The sequence below is a fragment of the Amycolatopsis sp. NPDC102389 genome (assembly GCF_044765885.1).
Taxonomy (GTDB): Bacteria; Actinomycetota; Actinomycetes; order Mycobacteriales; family Pseudonocardiaceae; genus Amycolatopsis.
In genome coordinates, this window is record NZ_JBIWKX010000038.1 from 1 (window position 1) to 17,524 (window position 17,524).

Below are 17,524 nucleotides of genomic sequence, written 5' to 3' on the forward strand. Positions count from 1 at the left end.
GGGGGGCCGGCCCCGCCCCCCCCCCCCCCCGCCGCGGGGGGGGGGGGGGGGGGGGGGGGGGGCGGGCGCCCCCCCCCCCCCCCCCCCCCCCCCCCCCCCCCACCCACCTGGCCCACGCCTCAAGGCACGTTGGGCATCCACCTGATTCCGATGAGTAACGTCAAGATCGTACAGACTTTCGCTTGAAAAGTGCAAAAGCCTGTACCGATTTGGACGGCTATTCGGGTGATGGTGGGCTTTAGTCGACATTTCTGTCCTGTTGTCACCTTGACGGGTGACAGGCGCCACCCTACTTTCGCTGGCTAAGTAACAAAGTTTGTTACGGCCGATTCGTAAGTGGGGACTCGTCTGATGAGGCAGTGTGGCCGCGACTGAACCCGGGCTCGACCCGGTCAGCCCACGCACCGCGAACGGTGCCGATGGGTTCTCGGCGGGGAAACGTACCTCGAACCTCGCCGCGCTCCTGCGGGCGTTGCGTGCGGGACCGCTCTCGCGTACCCAGCTCGCGGCGCGCTGCGGACTGACCAAGGCGGCCGTCTCCGGGTTGATCACCGAGCTCTCCGAACGCGGTCTCGTCCGCTCCGCCGGACTCCAGGGCGGCGGCAACGGCAGGCCCAGCCAGCTGGTCGAGCTGAACGGCGCCAGCGCCTGCGGGCTCGCGCTCAGCGTCGAGGCCGACCGGTTCGCCGCCGTCGTCACGAACCTCGACGGCCGCGTCGTCGCCGAACGCGCCGAGACCGCCGACGTCGCCGCGCTCGGGCTTCACCGGAGCATGGACGAACTCGCCTTCCTCTCCCGGCAGGTGCTGCTCGACGGCCGTCCGGTCGGGGTCACCGTCTCGGTACCCGGTCTGGTCGATTCGGCCGCCGCCGTCCTCCGGTTCGCGCCGACCCTGCGCTGGCGCGACGCCGAGATCGCCGACCTCCTCGCCGCCCGGCTCGGCCTGCCGGCCGACGCCATCATGGTCGACAACGAAGCCAACCTCGGCGCGGTCGGCGAAGCGGTCGCCGGCGTCGGCCGTGGCGTGCGGGAGCTCTTCTACCTCAGTGGCGGCACGGGCGTCGGCGGCGGACTCGTATCCGGCGGCGCGATCCTGCGCGGTGCCAGGGGTTTCGCGGGCGAGGTCGGGCACATCACCGTCGACCCCTCCGGCGAGCAGTGCCCTTGTGGCCGGGTCGGTTGCCTGGAGACCAAGGCCGGGCTCAACGCCGTGTTGCGCGGCGCCGCCTCGCCCGGTGACCCGTTGCACGATCCCGCGCTCGGCGTCGACGGCCGGGTCGGGCTGCTCAAACATCGCGTGCAGCGCGGTGATCAGCGCGCGGTCGCGGCGGTTTCGGAGCTCGGGGTCGCGCTCGGCGTCGCGGTGTCCACCGTGGTCGACGTACTCGACCCGGACGTCGTCGTGCTCGGCGGTTATTTCGCCGAACTGGGTGAATGGCTGGTCGAGCCGGTGCGCCGCGAACTGTCCGCGCGTCCGCTCGGGCACGAGCCCGCCTGCCGCGTCGAGCCGTCGCCGCTGGGCACCACCGCCCCGCTGCGCGGCGCCGCACATCTTGCCACCGAACGGCTTTTCGCCGACCCGACGCTGGTTCCGTTCGAGACCGAGGAGGCTCCGGCATGACCCTGCTCTCCGTCCGGGGGATCGTGAAGACCTTCCCGGGGGTGCGTGCCCTCGACGGCGTCGATTTCGACGTCGAACCCGGCGAGGTGCACTGTCTCCTCGGCCAGAACGGCGCGGGCAAGTCCACGCTGATCAAGACGCTCGCCGGGGCACACCGTCCCGACGAAGGCGAGATCACCTGGCAGGGCGAGGCGGTCACGCTGCCGTCGCCGGTCGCCGCGCTGAAGATCGGCATCGCGACGATGTACCAGGAACTCGACCTGGTGCCCGGGCTTTCCGTGGCGGACAACATCTTCCTCGGCCGTGAGCGCTCGACCTTCGGGTTCACGCGGATCAGCGAGTCCCGTAACAAGGCAGCCAAACTGATGGCCCGGCTCGGACACCCCGAGATCGCGCCGTCGACCGAGGTCGGCAAGCTCTCCGCCGCGGGTCAGCAGCTGGTCTCGATGGCGCGGGCGCTCGCGTACGACGCGAAGCTGCTGGTGATGGACGAGCCCACGGCGGCGTTGGCGGGCGAAGAGGTCGACAACCTGTTCCGCATCGTCGGCGAGCTGACCGCCGAGGGCGTCGCGATCATCTACATCTCCCACCGGCTCGAAGAACTGCGCCGGATCGGGCACCGCGTGACCGTGCTCAAGGACGGCAAGACCGTCTCCACCGGCCTCGACGCCAAGGAGACGCCGACCTCCGACCTCGTCGCGCTGATGGCGGGCCGCAAGGTCGAGACCGTCTTCGGGCCGCGCCATCAGGAGCACGTGGACCCGGACAACGAGGTCCTCAAGGTGGAGAACCTGACCACCGTCGGCGAGTTCGAGAACGTGAACTTCACCGTGCACGCCGGGGAGGTCGTCGGGATCGCGGGCCTCGTCGGCTCGGGACGCAGCGAACTGCTGGAGACGATTTTCGGCGCGCGCAAGCAGGACACGGGTTCCGTGTCGGTCGACGGCGAGCCGGTCCGGCCGGGCAGCGTGTCCGCGGCGGTCAAGGCCGGGATCGGGCTGGCGCCGGAGGAACGCAAGAGCCAGGGGCTGCTGCTGGACCTGCCCGTGGTGCACAACGTGACCTTGGCGAGCTTGAGCAAGTACGCGACGTTCGGGTTCACCGAGCGAGGCAGGGAGCTCGACGACGCCGGGGAAAGCCTGCGGCGCCTCGATCTCCGGCCCGCCGACCCGCACCGGATCATCCGCACGCTGTCCGGCGGCAACCAGCAGAAGGCGGTGCTCGCGCGCTGGCTGGTCCGCGGCTGCCGGGTCCTGCTGCTGGACGAGCCGACGCGCGGGGTCGACGTCGGCGCGCGGGCGGAGCTGTACCGGCTGATCGAGGAGCTGGCCGCGACAGGGGTCGCGATCGTGCTCGTCAGCAGCGAGATCCCCGAAGTGCTCGGCCTGTCCGACCGGGTGCTGGTGCTGCGTGAAGGACGTGTCCTGGCTGAAAAGCCGTCTGCGGAGCTGACAGAGGCGGATGTGCTCGACGTGATTCTCGAAGGGAGTGCGGCGTGACCGACCAAGCCGAATCGGTGCGTGCGGAGAGCGCCGTGGAACCCTTGCCACCCAAGCAAAAGCGAAACTTCTCGCTCGACACCCGGCTGCTCGGGCTGGCCGGTGTGCTGGTGATCCTGTGCATCGTCGGCCAGGTGACCAGGCCCGACCAGTTCTTCACCGACGGGAACATCTCCACGATCCTGCGGCTCGCCGCGGCCATCGGGGTGGTCAGCGTCGGGATGACGTTCGTGATCATCGCCGGCGGCATCGACCTCTCGGTCGGGTCGATCGTGGCGCTCTCCAGCGTCTGGCTGACCACGCTGGCCACCCAGTCCTACGGCCCGTGGGTGATGATCCTTTGTGGACTCCTGGTCGGCCTCGGCTGCGGGCTGATCAACGGGATATTGGTCTCGTACGGGAAGATCGTGCCGTTCATCGCGACACTGGCGATGTACGTCTCGGCCCGTGGTCTCGCGGAACGCATCAGCGGCCGCCGCACGCAGGTGGTGTCGGAGGCGGGATTCCTGGACTTCTTCCGTGGTGACCTGCTCGGTATCCCGGTGCTGATCTGGATGTTCGCGCTGGTGTTCGCGATCGGCTGGGTGGTGCTGAACCGCACCACGTTCGGCCGCCGTACCTTCGCCGTCGGCGGCAACGCCGAGGCGTCGCGGCTCGCGGGCATCAACGTCAAGCGGCACACCGCGCTCGTCTACGGCGTCGCCGGGCTGTGCTGCGGAATCGCGGCGCTGATGGTCGTCGCCCGCACCACCGCGGGCGCCTCGACCAACGGCATGCTCTACGAGCTCGACGCCATCGCGGCGGTCGTCATCGGCGGCACGCTGCTCACCGGTGGCCGCGGCTCGCTCCTCGGCACCCTGATCGGCGTGCTGATCTTCACCGTGCTGTCCAACATCTTCACGCTCAACAACCTGGACACCGACATCCAGAACATCGCCAAGGGCGTGATCATCGTCCTGGCCGCGCTACTGCAGTTCCGCTCCGTCAAGAAAACAAAGACGAGTACTTGATCACCGTGGATGGAGAGTCGTCATGACCGAACAATCCCTGCAACGCCGCCGTTTCCTGCTGGGAGGCGCGGCCGTCGGAGCGGGTGCGCTGTTGACCGCGTGCACCTCGAACGAGGCGCCGGCGCAGAACAACGCGGCCAACGTGGCCAACGCCGGGGCCAACTCGCAGCCCGGAAGCCCAGTGACGATCGGCTTTTCGGCTCCGGCCGCGGACCACGGCTGGATGGCGGCCATCACCAAGAACGCCCGCGCGCAGGCGCAGAAGTTCAGTGAGGTCACGCTCAACGCGACCGAGGGCACCAACGACGTCAACCAGCAGATCTCCCAGGTGGAGACGCTGATCAACGCCAAGGTGAACGTGCTGGTGATCCTGCCGTTCGACGGCAAGGCGCTGACCGCGGTCGGCCAGCAGGCGATGGACGCCGGTATCCAGGTGATCAACCTGGACCGCGTCTTCGACACCCCGCTCGCGTACCGCACCTGGATCGGTGGCGACAACTACCGCATGGGCGTCAACGCCGGGAACTACATCGCCCAGCAGATGAAGGCGAAGAACATCGCCAGCCCGGTGATCGGCGAGGTCGCGGGCATCGATTCGCTGCCGCTGACCCAGGAACGCAGCAAGGGTTTCAAGGACGCCTTGGTACGTCAGGGTTTCCAGGTCGGGCCGCGCGTCTCGGCGCAGTTCACGCCGGAGTCCGGCGAACAGCAGACGTCGAACCTGCTGCAGTCCGCGCCCAAACTGGACGCGCTGTGGAACCACGACGACGACCAGGGCGTCGGGGTCATCGCGGCGATCAACAACGCCAACCGCAAGAACTTCCTGATGGTCGGCGGCGCGGGTTCGAAGAACGCGATGAACCTGATCAAGTCCGACGCCGAACCGCTGAAGGCGACGGTGCTCTACAGCCCGTCCATGGCGTCCTCGGCGATCTCGCTCGCGCGGCTTCTCGGCCAGGGCAAGGGGGCCGGCGATTTCGCCGAGCACGAGATCCCCGCCGAGATCACCACGTACTCCGCGGTGGTCACCAAGGAGAACGTCGACAAGTACATGGACGTCGGCTTCGACTCGTAAACCCGCGTACCCGACACACGCAAGCGGATCTAGGAGGGGCATGAGCACGGCAAAGGAAACGATCGGGATCGGCATGGTGGGCCACGCGTTCATGGGTGCGGTGCATTCGCACGCGTGGCGCAGTGTGCACCGGTTCTTCAGCCCACCGCTGATCCCGAGACTCGCCGTGCTCGGCGGCCGTGACGAGGTGCGGGCGAAGGCCGCGGCGGAACGGTTCGGCTGGGAAGACGTCGAGACGGACTGGCGAGCGCTGATCGCCCGCGACGACGTCGACCTGGTCGACATCTGCACGCCGGGCGACAGCCACGCCGAGATCGCGATCGCCGCGCTCGAGGCCGGGAAACACGTGCTGTGCGAGAAGCCGTTGGCCAACACCCTCGCCGAGGCCGAAGCGATGGCCGAGGCGGCGGCGAAGGCGCGGGCCAACGGCGTCCGCTCGATGGTGGCGTTCAACTACCGCCGGGTGCCCGCGCTCGCGCACGCCAGGAAACTGGTGGCGAGCGGGGCGCTCGGCGAGATCCGCCACGTGCGGTCGGTGTACCTGCAGGACTGGCTGTCCGACGCGCGGGCGCCGATGACCTGGCGGCTGCACAAGGACAAGGCGGGCTCCGGCGCGCTGGGCGACCTCGGCGCGCACATCGTCGACGCCGCCCAGTTCGTCACCGGCGACACGATCACCGGGGTTTCCGCGCTGACCAACACCTTCGTCAAGGAGCGGCCGGACGGCGACGGCGGCACCGGGCAGGTCACGGTCGACGACACCGCGCTGTTCCTCGGCCGGTTCACCGGCGGCGCGGTGGCGAGTTTCGAGGCGACCCGGTTCGCGCTGGGCCGCAAGAACGCGATGCGGCTGGAGATCAACGGGTCGAAGGCGAGCCTCGCGTTCGACTTCGAGTCGATGAACGAACTGTCCTTCTTCGACGGTGGCCAGCCCGCCACCGAGGCCGGGTTCCGCCGGATCCTGGTCACCGAACCCGACCACCCGTACGTCGGGGTGTGGTGGCCGCCGGGGCACCTCCTCGGCTACGAGCACACCTTCACCAACGAGGTCGCCGATCTGCTCACCGCGATCGGCGACGGCAAGGATCCCGAACCGTCCTTCGAGGACGGGTTGAGGGTTCAGCAGGTCTTGGCCGCGGTCGAGCGCAGCGCGGCTGACGAGGCGCGATGGACGACTGTGCCCGGTGTCACCGCGAAGGGGAGTAACTGAGCAAGAGATCCAGCCGAAAGTCGCATGACGGCTATCACTGCGACTTGGTTCGATCCGAAACATCCGACCATCGGAGGTTGGGGTTCTCGGGTTCTGGAAAGGTGGAGAAATGCCTGCTCACGAGCGTACGGGCATCTGGTTGATCGGGGCGAGGGGGTCAGTGGCCACCACGGCCGCAGTAGGGCTCTTAGCTCTCCGCGCGGGGGTGACCGGCGGTGGCGGCTGCGTCACCGAGCTGCCCGCGTTCGCCGGGGTTCCGTTGCCGGGCTGGGACGATCTGGTCCTCGGCGGGCACGACATCGCGCACACCCCGCTGGAGAAGCGGGCCGAGCAGCTGGCGCACGCCGGCGTGTTCGGGCACGCGGTGTTCTCGGCGGTCCGGTCTGGGCTGGCCGAAGTGGACGCCGAGATCCGCGACGGCTATCACCCGGCGACGCACACCGGGGCGCAGGCCGACGCGGCCGCCCGGCTCACGGCGGACATCCGAGCTTTCGCCGACCGGCACGACCTCGCGCGGGTCGTGGTTCTCAACGTGTCCTCCACCGAGGCGCCGTGTCCCCACCTGCCCGAACACGACGACCTCGACGCGCTCGAAGCGGCTTTGGCGGATCCGGCGCGGGCGGTGCTCCCGTCGAGCTCCCTGTCGGCCTACGCGACTTTGAAGGCGGGAAGCCCGTACGTCGAGTTCACGCCGTCCGCCGGGATCACCCTGCCCGCGCTGCGGCAGCTCGCCGAGCGGGAAGGTCTGCCGTACGCGGGTTGCGACGGCAAGACCGGTGAGACGCTGCTGCGCACGGTCCTCGCGCCGATGTTCAGCGCGCGGGCGTTGAAGGTCCGCTCCTGGGCGGGCACCAACCTGCTCGGCGGCGGCGACGGCGAGACCTTGGCCGACCCGGTGACCGCGAACAGCAAGCTGGAATCCAAGGCGCGCGGGCTCGCGGCGCTGCTCGGCGAGGACGTCACCGCGCCGCTGCACATCGACAACGTGCCCGACCTCGGCGAGATCAAGACCGCGTGGGACCACGTGTCGTTCGAGGGTTTCCTCGGCGCGCGCATGAGCCTGCAGTTCACCTGGACCGGCTACGACTCCGCGCTCGCGGCGCCGCTGATCCTGGATCTCGCCCGGTTGGTCACCGCGGCGCACGCCGGTGGCCAGAGCGGCGCGCTGACCGAACTCGGCTTCTTCTTCAAGGATCCGCTGGGCAGCGACGAACACCGGTTCGCCGAGCAGACCGCCCGCCTGATCACCTGGGCGGCCGACCTGTGAAGGCTTATGTGGAAATCGTGCGGGCGCCCGCCGCGCTGACGGTGCTCGGCGACACGGTCGCCGGATCCGCCGCGGCGGGGCTCAAGATGACCGGGCGACGGCTGCTGCTGCCGCTGTCCTCGGTCGCCTTCTACTGGGCCGGGATGGCCCTCAACGACTGGGCGGACCGGGAGCTCGACGCCGTGGAGCGTCCCGAGCGGCCGATCCCGTCCGGGCGGGTGAGTGCCGGCGCGGCGCTCACCACCGGGGCCGCGCTGACCGTTGCCGGACTTGGCCTGGCGGCGCTCGGCGGCGGCCGCCGGGCGATGCGCGTCGCGGTCCCGCTCGCGGCGTCGGTGTGGGCTTACGACACCGTGCTCAAACCGACCCCGGCCGGACCGGTGGCGATGGCGGCCTGCCGCACGCTCGACGTCCTGCTCGGCTCAGGCGACTCTCCGAAGAAGGCTCTCACCGCCGCGGCCGCGGTCGGCGTCCACACGCTCGGCGTCACGGCGTTGTCCACCGGGGAAGTGCACGGCGCGAACCCGGCGACCGCCCGGGCGGCCTTGGCCACGAGCTGCGCGGCGACAACGTTGGCATTGACCGGACCCGCACGTGGGGGCTGGCATCGCGCCGCCTCGATGGCGGCCGGTTCCGGCTACGCGGGCCTGGTCGGGAAGGCGCAGGCGGACGCCGTCCGCGACCCGTCGGCGAAGTCCGTGCGGTCGGCGACCAAGAGCGGCATCCACGGCATGGTCCCGCTGCAGGCAGCGATCACGGCGAAGGGCTCGGTACTGGGGGCGGCGCTGGTCGCGGCCGCGCTGCCGATCGCCCGCAAGCTGTCGAGGAAGGTGAGCCCCACATGACGGTGTTCTCTTTGGGATACGGCACCAACGGCTTCTCCAACCACCGCCTCGACGACGCGCTCGCGGTGATCGCCGACCTCGGGTACACCGGGGTGGCGCTGACTCTGGACCACGACCACCTCGACCCGTTCGCCGACGATCTGGCGCGCCAGGTCGATCACGTGGCCTCCCGGCTTTCGGCGCTCGGCCTGAACCGGGTCGTCATCGAGACCGGCGCGCGCTACCTGCTCGACCCGTGGCGCAAGCACTCGCCGACGCTGCTGTCGGACGATCCCGCGCTCCGGATCGACTTCCTGGCGCGGGCCTTGCAGATCGCCGGTGACCTCGGTGCGGATTGCGTTTCGTTCTGGTCCGGAGTGTCTACTGTGGACACGGACGTCGCCTGGTCCCGGTTGCGTGAAGGGGTCGCGGCGGTCCTGGAGCACGCCGCGCGGCTGAACGTGCGGCTGGCCATGGAACCCGAACCCGGCCACCTGGTCCAGCATCTCGGCCAGGTCCTGGACCTGCGCAAGGAACTCGGCGAGCCGGAACTGTTCGGAGTCACCCTCGACGTCGGGCATTGCGTCGCGGTCGAGCCGGTGAACGCGGCCGAGTGCGTCCGCCTCGCCGGTCCGCTGCTGTGGAACGTGCAGCTGGACGACATGCTGCCGAGGGTCCATGAGCATCTGGAATTCGGCGACGGGCATCTTGATCTGCCGGGGACGCTCGCCGCGCTGGCGGAGATCGGCTACATCGGGCTGGCCGCGGTAGAACTGCCCCGGCACAGCCACGCCGCACCGGACACGGCTCGGCGGGCTTTCGAAGCCCTCACCGCGGCGATGCCGCAGACCTGGTCGGCCAAGGCGGAACGGCGGATTCGCGAGAAGCCGTCGGTGATCGGCTCGATCTTCCCGGCCGTCGGCCGCGAGGTCGGCCGGGAGGCGCTGCGTCCGGACACCGATCCGCGGGGGCTGGTGCACGGCACCGTCGACGACCGGGCCCGGGTCCGGCTCGTGACGGTCTTGGCCGACGTGCTCGACGACGCCGCGCTGGCCGCGGAACTGCGCGATCTCTACCGCTACGGCGACGACGCCGAGCGGCGCGGGGTCCTGCGGGCGCTCAACGCGCTGGAGTCACCGGGCGCCGAAGTCACCGATACCGGGATCAAACTGGTCGAAGACGCCTTGCGCGCCAACGACATCAGGCTGGTCGCCGCCGCGATGGGTACCTTCGCCCGGTTCCTGGACGACCACACGTGGCGCCACGGCGTCCTCAAATGCGTCTTCGTCGGTGTGCCGCTGGCCGCCGTCGCGGACCTCACTTCCCGCGCGGACGACGAGCTTCGAAGAATGCTCGCCGACTTCGCCGACGAACGCAGGGCGGCCGGACGTGACGTACCCGCCGACGCCCTCGAACTCCTCAAGGAGAACTGAGCCAGTGCGTATCTTCGATCCCCACATCCACATGTCCTCCCGGACCACCGACGACTACGAGGCCATGTACGCGGCCGGTGTCCGCGCGCTGGTCGAGCCCGCGTTCTGGCTGGGGCAGCCGCGCACCAACGTCGGCTCGTACACCGACTACTTCGACGCGCTCATCGGCTGGGAACGGTTCCGCGCCGCCCAGTTCGGCATCCGGCACCACTGCACGATCGCGCTGAACCCCAAGGAGGCCAACGACCCCCGCTGCCGCGAGGTGCTCGACGTGCTCCCGAGGTACCTGGCCAAGGACGGCGTGGTCGCGGTCGGCGAGGTCGGCTACGACTCGATGACCAAGGAAGAGGACGAGGTCTTCTCGCAGCAGCTCGCGATGGCGCTGGAGCACGATCTGCCGGTGCTGGTGCACACCCCGCACCGCGACAAGCTGGAAGGCACCAAGCGCACGCTCGACGTCGTGAGCGAGGCCGGCGTCGCGCCGGAACGTGTCGTCGTCGACCATCTCAACGAGGTCACCGTCAAGCTGGTCAAGGATTCCGGCGCCTGGATGGGTTTCTCCATCTACCCGGACACCAAAATGGACGAGCACCGGATGGTCGAGATCCTGCGCCAGTACGGGCTGGACCAGATGATCGTCAACTCGGCCGCCGACTGGGGCCGGTCCGATCCGCTGAAGACCGCGAAGACCGGTCAGGCGATGCTCGACGGCGGCTTCACCGAGGCGGACGTCGACAAGGTGCTCTGGCAGAACCCTGTCGACTTCTACGGCTTGAGCGGCAGGCTCATGCTCGACCCGCTGCCCGGTTTCACCGGCGAGGCCGTGACTTTCGAGGGCAACTCGGTTCTGCGAGGTGCCCGCAAATGATCTCCTACTGTACGAACGTCCACCCCGCCGAGGACGTCGATGGCATTGTCACGCAGCTGGAGCGGTACGCGCTCCCGGTGCGTGAGCGGCTGGGCGCCGATCGGCTCGGCGTCGGACTGTGGCTCTCCGCGCCGGTCGCGCGCGGGCTCGCCGAAGACGCCGAGGCGCGCAAGCGTTTCCATGCCGAACTCGACGCTCGCGGGCTTTCGGTGTACACGCTCAACGCCTTCCCGTACGGCGGTTTCCACGACGACGTCGTCAAGCACGCGGTCTACCGTCCTGAGTGGACACACCCGGACCGGGTCGCGTACACGATCGACTGCGTGAACGTGCTGTCCGGACTGCTCGCCGACGATGCTTCTTACGGCAGCATATCGACGCTGCCGTTGGCTTGGCGTGAACCGTGGGACGAACAGGACGACCGCCGGGCGGCCGAGGCTTTCGGTCAGGTCGTCCGCGCGATCGGTGACCGGCCGATCAAACTGGCCGTCGAACCCGAACCCGGCTGCGTGCTCGACACCGTGGCCGACGCGCTGGGCTGGCTGTCCGGCCGCGTCGACCCGGAGTACGTCGGGCTGTGCCTGGACACCTGCCACCTCGCGGTCTCGTTCGCCGACCCGGCGGAGACGCTCAAGGCGATCGCGGAGTCCGATGTGGACATCGTGAAGGTGCAAGCCTCAGCCGCATTGCATGTCGAAGACCCGGCCGAAGCCCGTGACGCGCTGGCGGCGTTCGCCGAACCTCGCTACCTGCACCAGGTTCGCGAGTTTTCGGGAGGCGTCGTGCGCAAGGCCGATGACCTGCCCGAGGCGTGGACCGATCTGCCGGGAGAGGGGCCGTGGCGCGTGCACTTCCACATGCCGCTGCACCAGGCTCCGGCCGCGCCGCTGTCCACCACGACCGACGTCCTGCGCACCGTCGCCGCCGGGCTGCCCGGCGAACAGCATATCGAAGTCGAGACCTACACCTGGAGCGTGCTCCCGGACGCGGGCGACCTCGTCGGCGGGATCGCCGCGGAACTCGAATGGGCACAGGCGAATCTCGTCAAGGAAGGGGCGTCCGCGTGAAACCCTTGGTCGTCATCGACGTCGTCGGGCTGACCCCGAAAGCGTTGCGGGACATGCCGAAACTGTCCGCCGTCGCCCGCGACGGCTGGCAGGCCGAACTCGGCACGGTGCTGCCCGCCGTCACCTGCAGCGCGCAATCGACGTTCCTCACCGGGCTCATGCCCGCACAGCACGGGATCGTCGGCAACGGCTGGTACTTCCGCGAACTCGGCGAGATCTTCCTGTGGCGCCAGCACAACCGGCTCGTCGGCGGCGAGAAGCTGTGGGAGACCGCGCGGGCCGCGCACCCCGGCTACACGTCGGCGAACGTCTGCTGGTGGTACGCGATGGGGATGAGCACCGACGTCACGGTGACCCCGCGGCCGATCTACCACGCCGACGGCCGCAAGTCGCCGGACGCCTACGTGCGCCCGCCGGAACTGCACGATCAGCTGACCGGTGCGCTGGGGGAGTTCCCGCTGTTCCAGTACTGGGGCCCGACGGCTTCGCTCAAGTCGAGCAAGTGGGTCATCGGGGCGTCGCGGCAGATCCTGCGCGAGAAGCGGCCGGATCTGCTGCTGACCTACGTTCCGCATCTCGACTACGACCTGCAGCGCTTCGGCCCCGACGCGCCGCAGGCACGCAAGGCCGCGCGGGAATTGGACAACGCGTTGTCGCCGCTGCTCGACGACGCCCGCAACGCCGGGGCGACCGTGGTCGCGCTCAGCGAGTACGGGATCACGAACGTGCACCGGCCGGTCGACATCAACCGGGCGCTGCGGCGCGCGGGCCTGCTGGAGGTCTACACCCAGGCGGGCATGGAGTACCTCGACCCGTGGGCGTCGCGTGCGTTCGCCGTCGCCGACCACCAGGTCGCGCACGTCTACGTCCGCGATCAGTCCGATGTGGAGCGAGTGCGGTCGATCGTCGGCGAGCTGACCGGCGTCGACGAGGTGCTCGACCGCGAGGCGCAGGCCAAGTACGGGATCGACCACGAACGCGCCGGCGAACTCGTCGCGGTCGCCGAGCCGGACTCGTGGTTCACCTACTACTACTGGCTCGACGACGAGCGGAAGCCCGACTTCGCGCGCGGCGTCGAGATCCACCGCAAACCGGGTTACGACCCCGCCGAGCTGTTCTTCGACCCGGAGGACAAGTTCGCCAAGGCGCGGGCCGGGCTGAACCTGGCGAAGAAGTTCGCCGGGCTCCGGTATGCGATGGACGTCGTGCCGACCGATCCGCGCTGGGTGCGCGGCTCGCACGGACGGCTCCCGGATTCCACAGAGGACGGTCCGGTGCTGTTGTGCTCCGACCCGGCCTTCCAGCCGTCCGGCCGCGTCGGCGCGACGGACGTCCACCCGCTGTTGTTGGCATTGCAAGGATTGAAGTGAGAGGAGCGCTTCGGTACAGGGGGTCGGGGGGGGGGGGGGGGGGGGGGGGGGCCCCCCCCCCCCCCCCCCCCCCCCCCCCCCCCCCCACCACCGCAAGTCCTTCCTTGATCGCCGCCGCTCATCGAAAGGATCGCTACTGCTATGTCTTTGAAACGACGATTGGGTGTGCTCGTCACATCCATGGTCACGGCTCTGACAGGCGTCGCGCTACCGATGCAAACCGCATCGGCGCATGAAGCGGCGACCGTGCTCGTGTTCTCCAAGACCGCGGGCTTCCGGCACGACTCGATCCCCGACGGCGTCAAAGCGATCAAGGAATTGGGTGCGCAGAACCACTTCGCGGTGGAGGCCACCGAGGACGCGGCGGCCTTCACTGACGCGAATCTCAAGCGCTTCAACGCGGTGATCTGGCTTTCCACCACCGGTGACGTGCTGAACGCGGACCAGCAGGCCGCGTTCGAGAGGTACGTGAAGGGAGGCGGCGGGTACGTGGGCGTGCACGCCGCCTCCGACACCGAGTACGACTGGCCCTGGTACGGCGAGCTGGTCGGGGCGTATTTCAAGTCCCACCCGCAGATCCAGCAGGCGAACGTCAAGGTCGAAGACCACGAGCACGTGTCCACTGTGGATCTTCCGGGGACCTGGCCGCGTACCGACGAGTGGTACAACTACCGCGAGAACCCGCGCAGCGACGTCCACGTGCTCGCGAGCCTGGACGAGAAGAGCTACCAGCCCGGTGACGGCGCGATGGGCGACCACCCGATCGCCTGGTGCCACGAGAACTCCGGCGGCCGCTCCTGGTACACCGGCGGCGGGCACACCAAGGAGTCCTACACCGAACCGGCCTTCCTCAAGCATTTGGCGGGCGGCATCAAGTACGCCACCAAGCTGAGCGAGGCGGGCTGCGCCAAGCAGTCCGAGGAGCCCCCGGTCGACGCGGACTTCGACCAGATCACCCTGGCCAAGGGCGAGGAGAAGACCGGCGAGCCGATCGCGCTTTCCGTGCTGCCCAACCGCGACGTCCTGCACACTTCGCGCGACGGCCGCGTCTGGTACACCAGCTCGTCGGCGACGACCTCGCTGGCCGGGCAGATCCCCGTCTACAACCACGACGAGGACGGCCTCCAGGGTGTCGCGATCGACCCGGACTTCGCCAAGAACCGCTGGGTCTACCTCTACTACGCGCCCAAACTGAACACCCCGGCCGGTGACGCGCCGGAGAACGGCACCCCGGCCGACTTCGAGCCGTTCAAGGGCTACAACCAGCTCTCGCGGTTCAAACTGGGCACCGACAACAAACTCGACCTCGCGAGCGAGCAGAAGATCCTCCAGGTCCCGGCCGAACGCGGCATCTGCTGCCATGCCGGCGGCGAGATCGACTTCGACGCGCAGGGCAACCTCTATCTGTCCACAGGGGACGATTCCAACCCGTTCTCCTCCGACGGCTTCACGCCGATCGACGAGCGCGCCGACCGTAACCCGGTGTACGACGCGCAGCGCACTTCCGGCAACACCAACGACCTGCGCGGCAAGGTGCTGCGGATCAAGGTCGGCGCGAACGGCAAGTACACCGTCCCCAAGGGCAACCTCTTCCCGAAGGGCAAGGCCAAGACCAAGCCCGAGATCTACGCGATGGGCTTCCGCAACCCGTTCCGGTTCGCCGTCGACCGCAAGACCGGCTGGATCCACCTCGCCGACTACGGTCCCGATGCCGGCGCGGCCGACCCCAAGCGTGGCCCCGGCGGCACGGTCGAGTTCAACCTGATCAAGAAGCCCGGCAACTTCGGCTGGCCGTACTGCATCGGCGACAACCAGCCGTTCATCGACTACGACTTCGCCACCAAGCAATCCGGCGCCGCCTTCGACTGCGCCAAGCCGAAGAACACGAGCCCGCGCAACACCGGCCTGACCGATCTGCCGCCGGTGGAGAAGGCGTGGATCCCCTACGACGGCGGTTCGCTGCCCGAGTTCGGGACCGGCCCCGAGTCGCCGATGGGCGGCCCGGTCTACCAGTTCGACGCGAAGAACCCGTCGCAGACCAAGTTCCCGGAGTACTTCGACGGCAAGACCTTCGCCTACGAATGGGAACGCGGCTGGATCAAGGAGATCACCGTCGGCCCGAACGGTGAACGCGGCGCCATCAAGCCGTTCTTCGACTCGATGGACCTCGTCCGCCCGATGAACGTCGAGTTCGGCCCGGACGGCGCGATGTACGTCCTCGACTACGGCACCGGCTACTTCGGCGGCTCCAAGGAATCCGCCGTCTACCGCATCGACTACACCAAGGGACGCCGGACGCCGGTCGCCCAGGTGGCCGCGGACAAGACGTCCGGTCAGGCGCCGCTGACGGTCAAGTTCGACCCGGCGGGGACCAACGACCCCGACGGCGGAGCGCTCACCTACGCCTGGGACTTCGACGGGAACGGCACGACCGATTCCACCGAGGCCAACCCGGTTTCGCACACCTACGCCACGAACGGCCAGTACACGGCGAAGCTCTCGGTCACCGACTCCACCGGGCTGACCGGTTCGGCGAGCGTGGTGGTCACTGTCGGCAACACCGCGCCGGTGGTCACGCTGAAGACCCCGGTCAACGGCAGCGTGTTCAGCTTCGGGGACATGGTCCCGTTCAAGGTCGAGGTGACCGACGCCGAGGACAACCCGATCGACTGCTCGAAGGTGACCGTCGAATACATCCTCGGGCACGAGGGCCACGGGCATCCGTTGAGCCGCGCGACCGGCTGTGAAGGCACCATCGCCACGCCCGCGGACGAAGGACACGGCGCGGACGCCAACGTCTTCGGCGTCATCAACGCCAGCTACACCGACAACGGGGGCGGCAACGGCGTGCCCGCGCTCACCGGTGAAGCGGAGTCCATTCTGCAGCCGAAGCTGAAGCAGGCCGAGTTCTACACCCAGTCCAGCGGGATCGAGGTCGTCGCACAGGCCGGCGCCAGCGGCGGCAAACGCGTCGGCCACATCGAATCCGGTGACTGGATCAAATTCGACCCGGTGAACCTCACCGGCGTCAGCGGCATCGGCTACCGGGTCTCCTCCGGCGGCGCGGGCGGCACGATCGAGGTGCGCTCGGGCGCGGTGGACGGGCCGCTGGTCCAGACGGTCGCCGTCGCCAACACCGGCGGCTGGGACACCTATGCCGACATCCCGGCCTCCGCCATCACCGACCCCGGCGGCACCGGCCCGTTGTTCCTCGTGTTCAAGGGCGGTACCGGCGGCTTGTTCGACGTCGACGCGATCACTTTCGAGGAGAACTGATGAGCCGTCCGATCACCCTGTTCACCGGCCAGTGGGCGGATCTCCCGTTCACCGAGGTGTGCAGGCTGGCCAGCGAATGGGGCTACGACGGCCTCGAGATCGCGTGTTCCGGCGACCATTTCGAGGTCGATCGCGCACTGTCCGAAGAGGACTACGTGCCCGGCCGTCTCAAGCTGCTCGCCGACCACGGCCTCAAGGTGTGGGCCATCTCCAACCACCTCGTCGGCCAGGCCGTCTGTGACGACCCGATCGACGAACGCCACCAGGCCATCATCCCCTCCCGGGTCTGGGGGGACGGTGAGCCGGAAGGAGTCCGGCAGCGGGCGGCGAAGGAGATGGCCGACACCGCCCGCGCGGCGGCGAAACTCGGAGTGGACACGGTGATCGGCTTCACCGGTTCGAAGACGTGGAAGTACGTCGCGATGTTCCCGCCGGTTTCGCAGGCGGTCATCGACGACGGCTACACCGACTTCGCGGACCGGTGGAACCCGATCCTCGACGTCTTCGACGAGGTGGGCGTGCGGTTCGCCCACGAGGTCCACCCGTCGGAGATCGCTTACGACTACTGGACCACGAAACGTGCGCTCGAAGCTGTCGGCGATCGTCCGGCATTCGGGCTGAATTGGGATCCTTCGCATTTCATCTGGCAGGACCTCGACCCGGTCGGCTTCATCCTCGATTTCGCCGACCGGATCTACCACGTGGACTGCAAGGACACCAGGAAGCGGTTCGACGGACGGAACGGACGGCTCGGCTCGCATCTCCCCTGGGGAGATCCCCGACGCGGCTGGGACTTCGTTTCGACCGGGCACGGCGACGTGCCCTGGGAGGACTGTTTCCGCGCACTGAATTCGATCGGCTACGCCGGTCCGATCTCGGTGGAGTGGGAGGACGCCGGCATGGACCGGCTCCGGGGCGCGGCGGAAGCCGTGACCTATCTGCGGGGGCTCCTGTTCGACAAGCCGTCGGCGGCCTTCGACGCGGCTTTCAGCAACCAGAAGTGA

13 protein-coding genes are annotated in these 17,524 nt (G+C 68.8%); all 13 read left to right on the forward strand.

Translation table 11 applies throughout. The features are described from left to right. Positions 1-361 precede the first annotated feature (361 nt). Complete coding sequence (locus ACIRGA_RS27585; protein WP_400946011.1) at positions 362-1,621, forward strand: ROK family protein; 1,260 nt, start codon at positions 362-364, stop codon at positions 1,619-1,621. Continuing rightward, positions 1,618-3,120 carry a sugar ABC transporter ATP-binding protein gene (locus ACIRGA_RS27590; RefSeq protein ID WP_400946014.1) on the forward strand — a complete coding sequence of 501 codons (1,503 nt, stop codon included), beginning with the start codon at positions 1,618-1,620 and terminating at the stop codon, positions 3,118-3,120. Before ACIRGA_RS27585 ends, ACIRGA_RS27590 begins: the two co-directional genes overlap by 4 nt. After that, positions 3,117-4,130, forward strand: coding sequence for an ABC transporter permease (locus ACIRGA_RS27595; RefSeq protein ID WP_400946017.1), 1,014 nt, complete (start codon positions 3,117-3,119; stop codon positions 4,128-4,130). Before ACIRGA_RS27590 ends, ACIRGA_RS27595 begins: the two co-directional genes overlap by 4 nt. Positions 4,131-4,152: 22 nt before the next feature. Then, on the forward strand, positions 4,153-5,205 hold the full coding sequence (locus ACIRGA_RS27600; RefSeq protein ID WP_400946020.1) for a substrate-binding domain-containing protein: 1,053 nt from the start codon (positions 4,153-4,155) through the stop codon (positions 5,203-5,205). 40 nt (positions 5,206-5,245) lie between these two features. After that, positions 5,246-6,415, forward strand: a complete 1,170-nt coding sequence (locus ACIRGA_RS27605; RefSeq protein WP_400946023.1) for a Gfo/Idh/MocA family protein — start codon at positions 5,246-5,248, stop codon at positions 6,413-6,415. 109 nt (positions 6,416-6,524) lie between these two features. Further along, positions 6,525-7,682, forward strand: coding sequence for an inositol-3-phosphate synthase (locus ACIRGA_RS27610; RefSeq protein WP_400946026.1), 1,158 nt, complete (start codon positions 6,525-6,527; stop codon positions 7,680-7,682). After that, positions 7,679-8,527 carry an SCO3242 family prenyltransferase gene (locus ACIRGA_RS27615; RefSeq protein WP_400946028.1) on the forward strand — a complete coding sequence of 283 codons (849 nt, stop codon included), beginning with the start codon at positions 7,679-7,681 and terminating at the stop codon, positions 8,525-8,527. Before ACIRGA_RS27610 ends, ACIRGA_RS27615 begins: the two co-directional genes overlap by 4 nt. Continuing rightward, positions 8,524-9,939, forward strand: a complete 1,416-nt coding sequence (locus ACIRGA_RS27620; protein ID WP_400946031.1) for an EboA domain-containing protein — start codon at positions 8,524-8,526, stop codon at positions 9,937-9,939. The genes ACIRGA_RS27615 and ACIRGA_RS27620 overlap by 4 nt, the downstream gene beginning before the upstream one ends. A 4-nt stretch (positions 9,940-9,943) precedes the next feature. Continuing rightward, a complete protein-coding gene (locus tag ACIRGA_RS27625) occupies positions 9,944-10,807 on the forward strand; it encodes a TatD family hydrolase (RefSeq protein WP_400946033.1) in 864 nt (287 codons plus the stop codon). Continuing rightward, entirely contained in the window at positions 10,804-11,874 is a 1,071-nt protein-coding gene (gene eboE / locus ACIRGA_RS27630; protein ID WP_400946036.1) for a metabolite traffic protein EboE, read from the forward strand. The genes ACIRGA_RS27625 and eboE overlap by 4 nt, the downstream gene beginning before the upstream one ends. Continuing rightward, entirely contained in the window at positions 11,871-13,244 is a 1,374-nt protein-coding gene (locus ACIRGA_RS27635; RefSeq protein ID WP_400946038.1) for an alkaline phosphatase family protein, read from the forward strand. The genes eboE and ACIRGA_RS27635 overlap by 4 nt, the downstream gene beginning before the upstream one ends. 180 nt (positions 13,245-13,424) lie before the next feature. Continuing rightward, entirely contained in the window at positions 13,425-16,520 is a 3,096-nt protein-coding gene (locus ACIRGA_RS27640) for a ThuA domain-containing protein (RefSeq protein ID WP_400946041.1), read from the forward strand. Further along, positions 16,520-17,524: a sugar phosphate isomerase/epimerase family protein gene (locus ACIRGA_RS27645; RefSeq protein WP_400946044.1), complete on the forward strand. Its 1,005-nt coding sequence runs from the start codon at positions 16,520-16,522 to the stop codon at positions 17,522-17,524. Before ACIRGA_RS27640 ends, ACIRGA_RS27645 begins: the two co-directional genes overlap by 1 nt.

Coding starts and splice junctions, on each gene's coding strand:
- ACIRGA_RS27620 (WP_400946031.1), top strand. CDS start 8,524: ATGACGGTGTTCTCTTTGGGATACGGCACCAACGGCTTCTCCAACCAC.
- ACIRGA_RS27610 (WP_400946026.1), top strand. CDS start 6,525: ATGCCTGCTCACGAGCGTACGGGCATCTGGTTGATCGGGGCGAGGGGG.
- ACIRGA_RS27645 (WP_400946044.1), top strand. CDS start 16,520: ATGAGCCGTCCGATCACCCTGTTCACCGGCCAGTGGGCGGATCTCCCG.
- eboE (WP_400946036.1), top strand. CDS start 10,804: ATGATCTCCTACTGTACGAACGTCCACCCCGCCGAGGACGTCGATGGC.
- ACIRGA_RS27605 (WP_400946023.1), top strand. CDS start 5,246: ATGAGCACGGCAAAGGAAACGATCGGGATCGGCATGGTGGGCCACGCG.
- ACIRGA_RS27600 (WP_400946020.1), top strand. CDS start 4,153: ATGACCGAACAATCCCTGCAACGCCGCCGTTTCCTGCTGGGAGGCGCG.
- ACIRGA_RS27590 (WP_400946014.1), top strand. CDS start 1,618: ATGACCCTGCTCTCCGTCCGGGGGATCGTGAAGACCTTCCCGGGGGTG.
- ACIRGA_RS27640 (WP_400946041.1), top strand. CDS start 13,425: ATGGTCACGGCTCTGACAGGCGTCGCGCTACCGATGCAAACCGCATCG.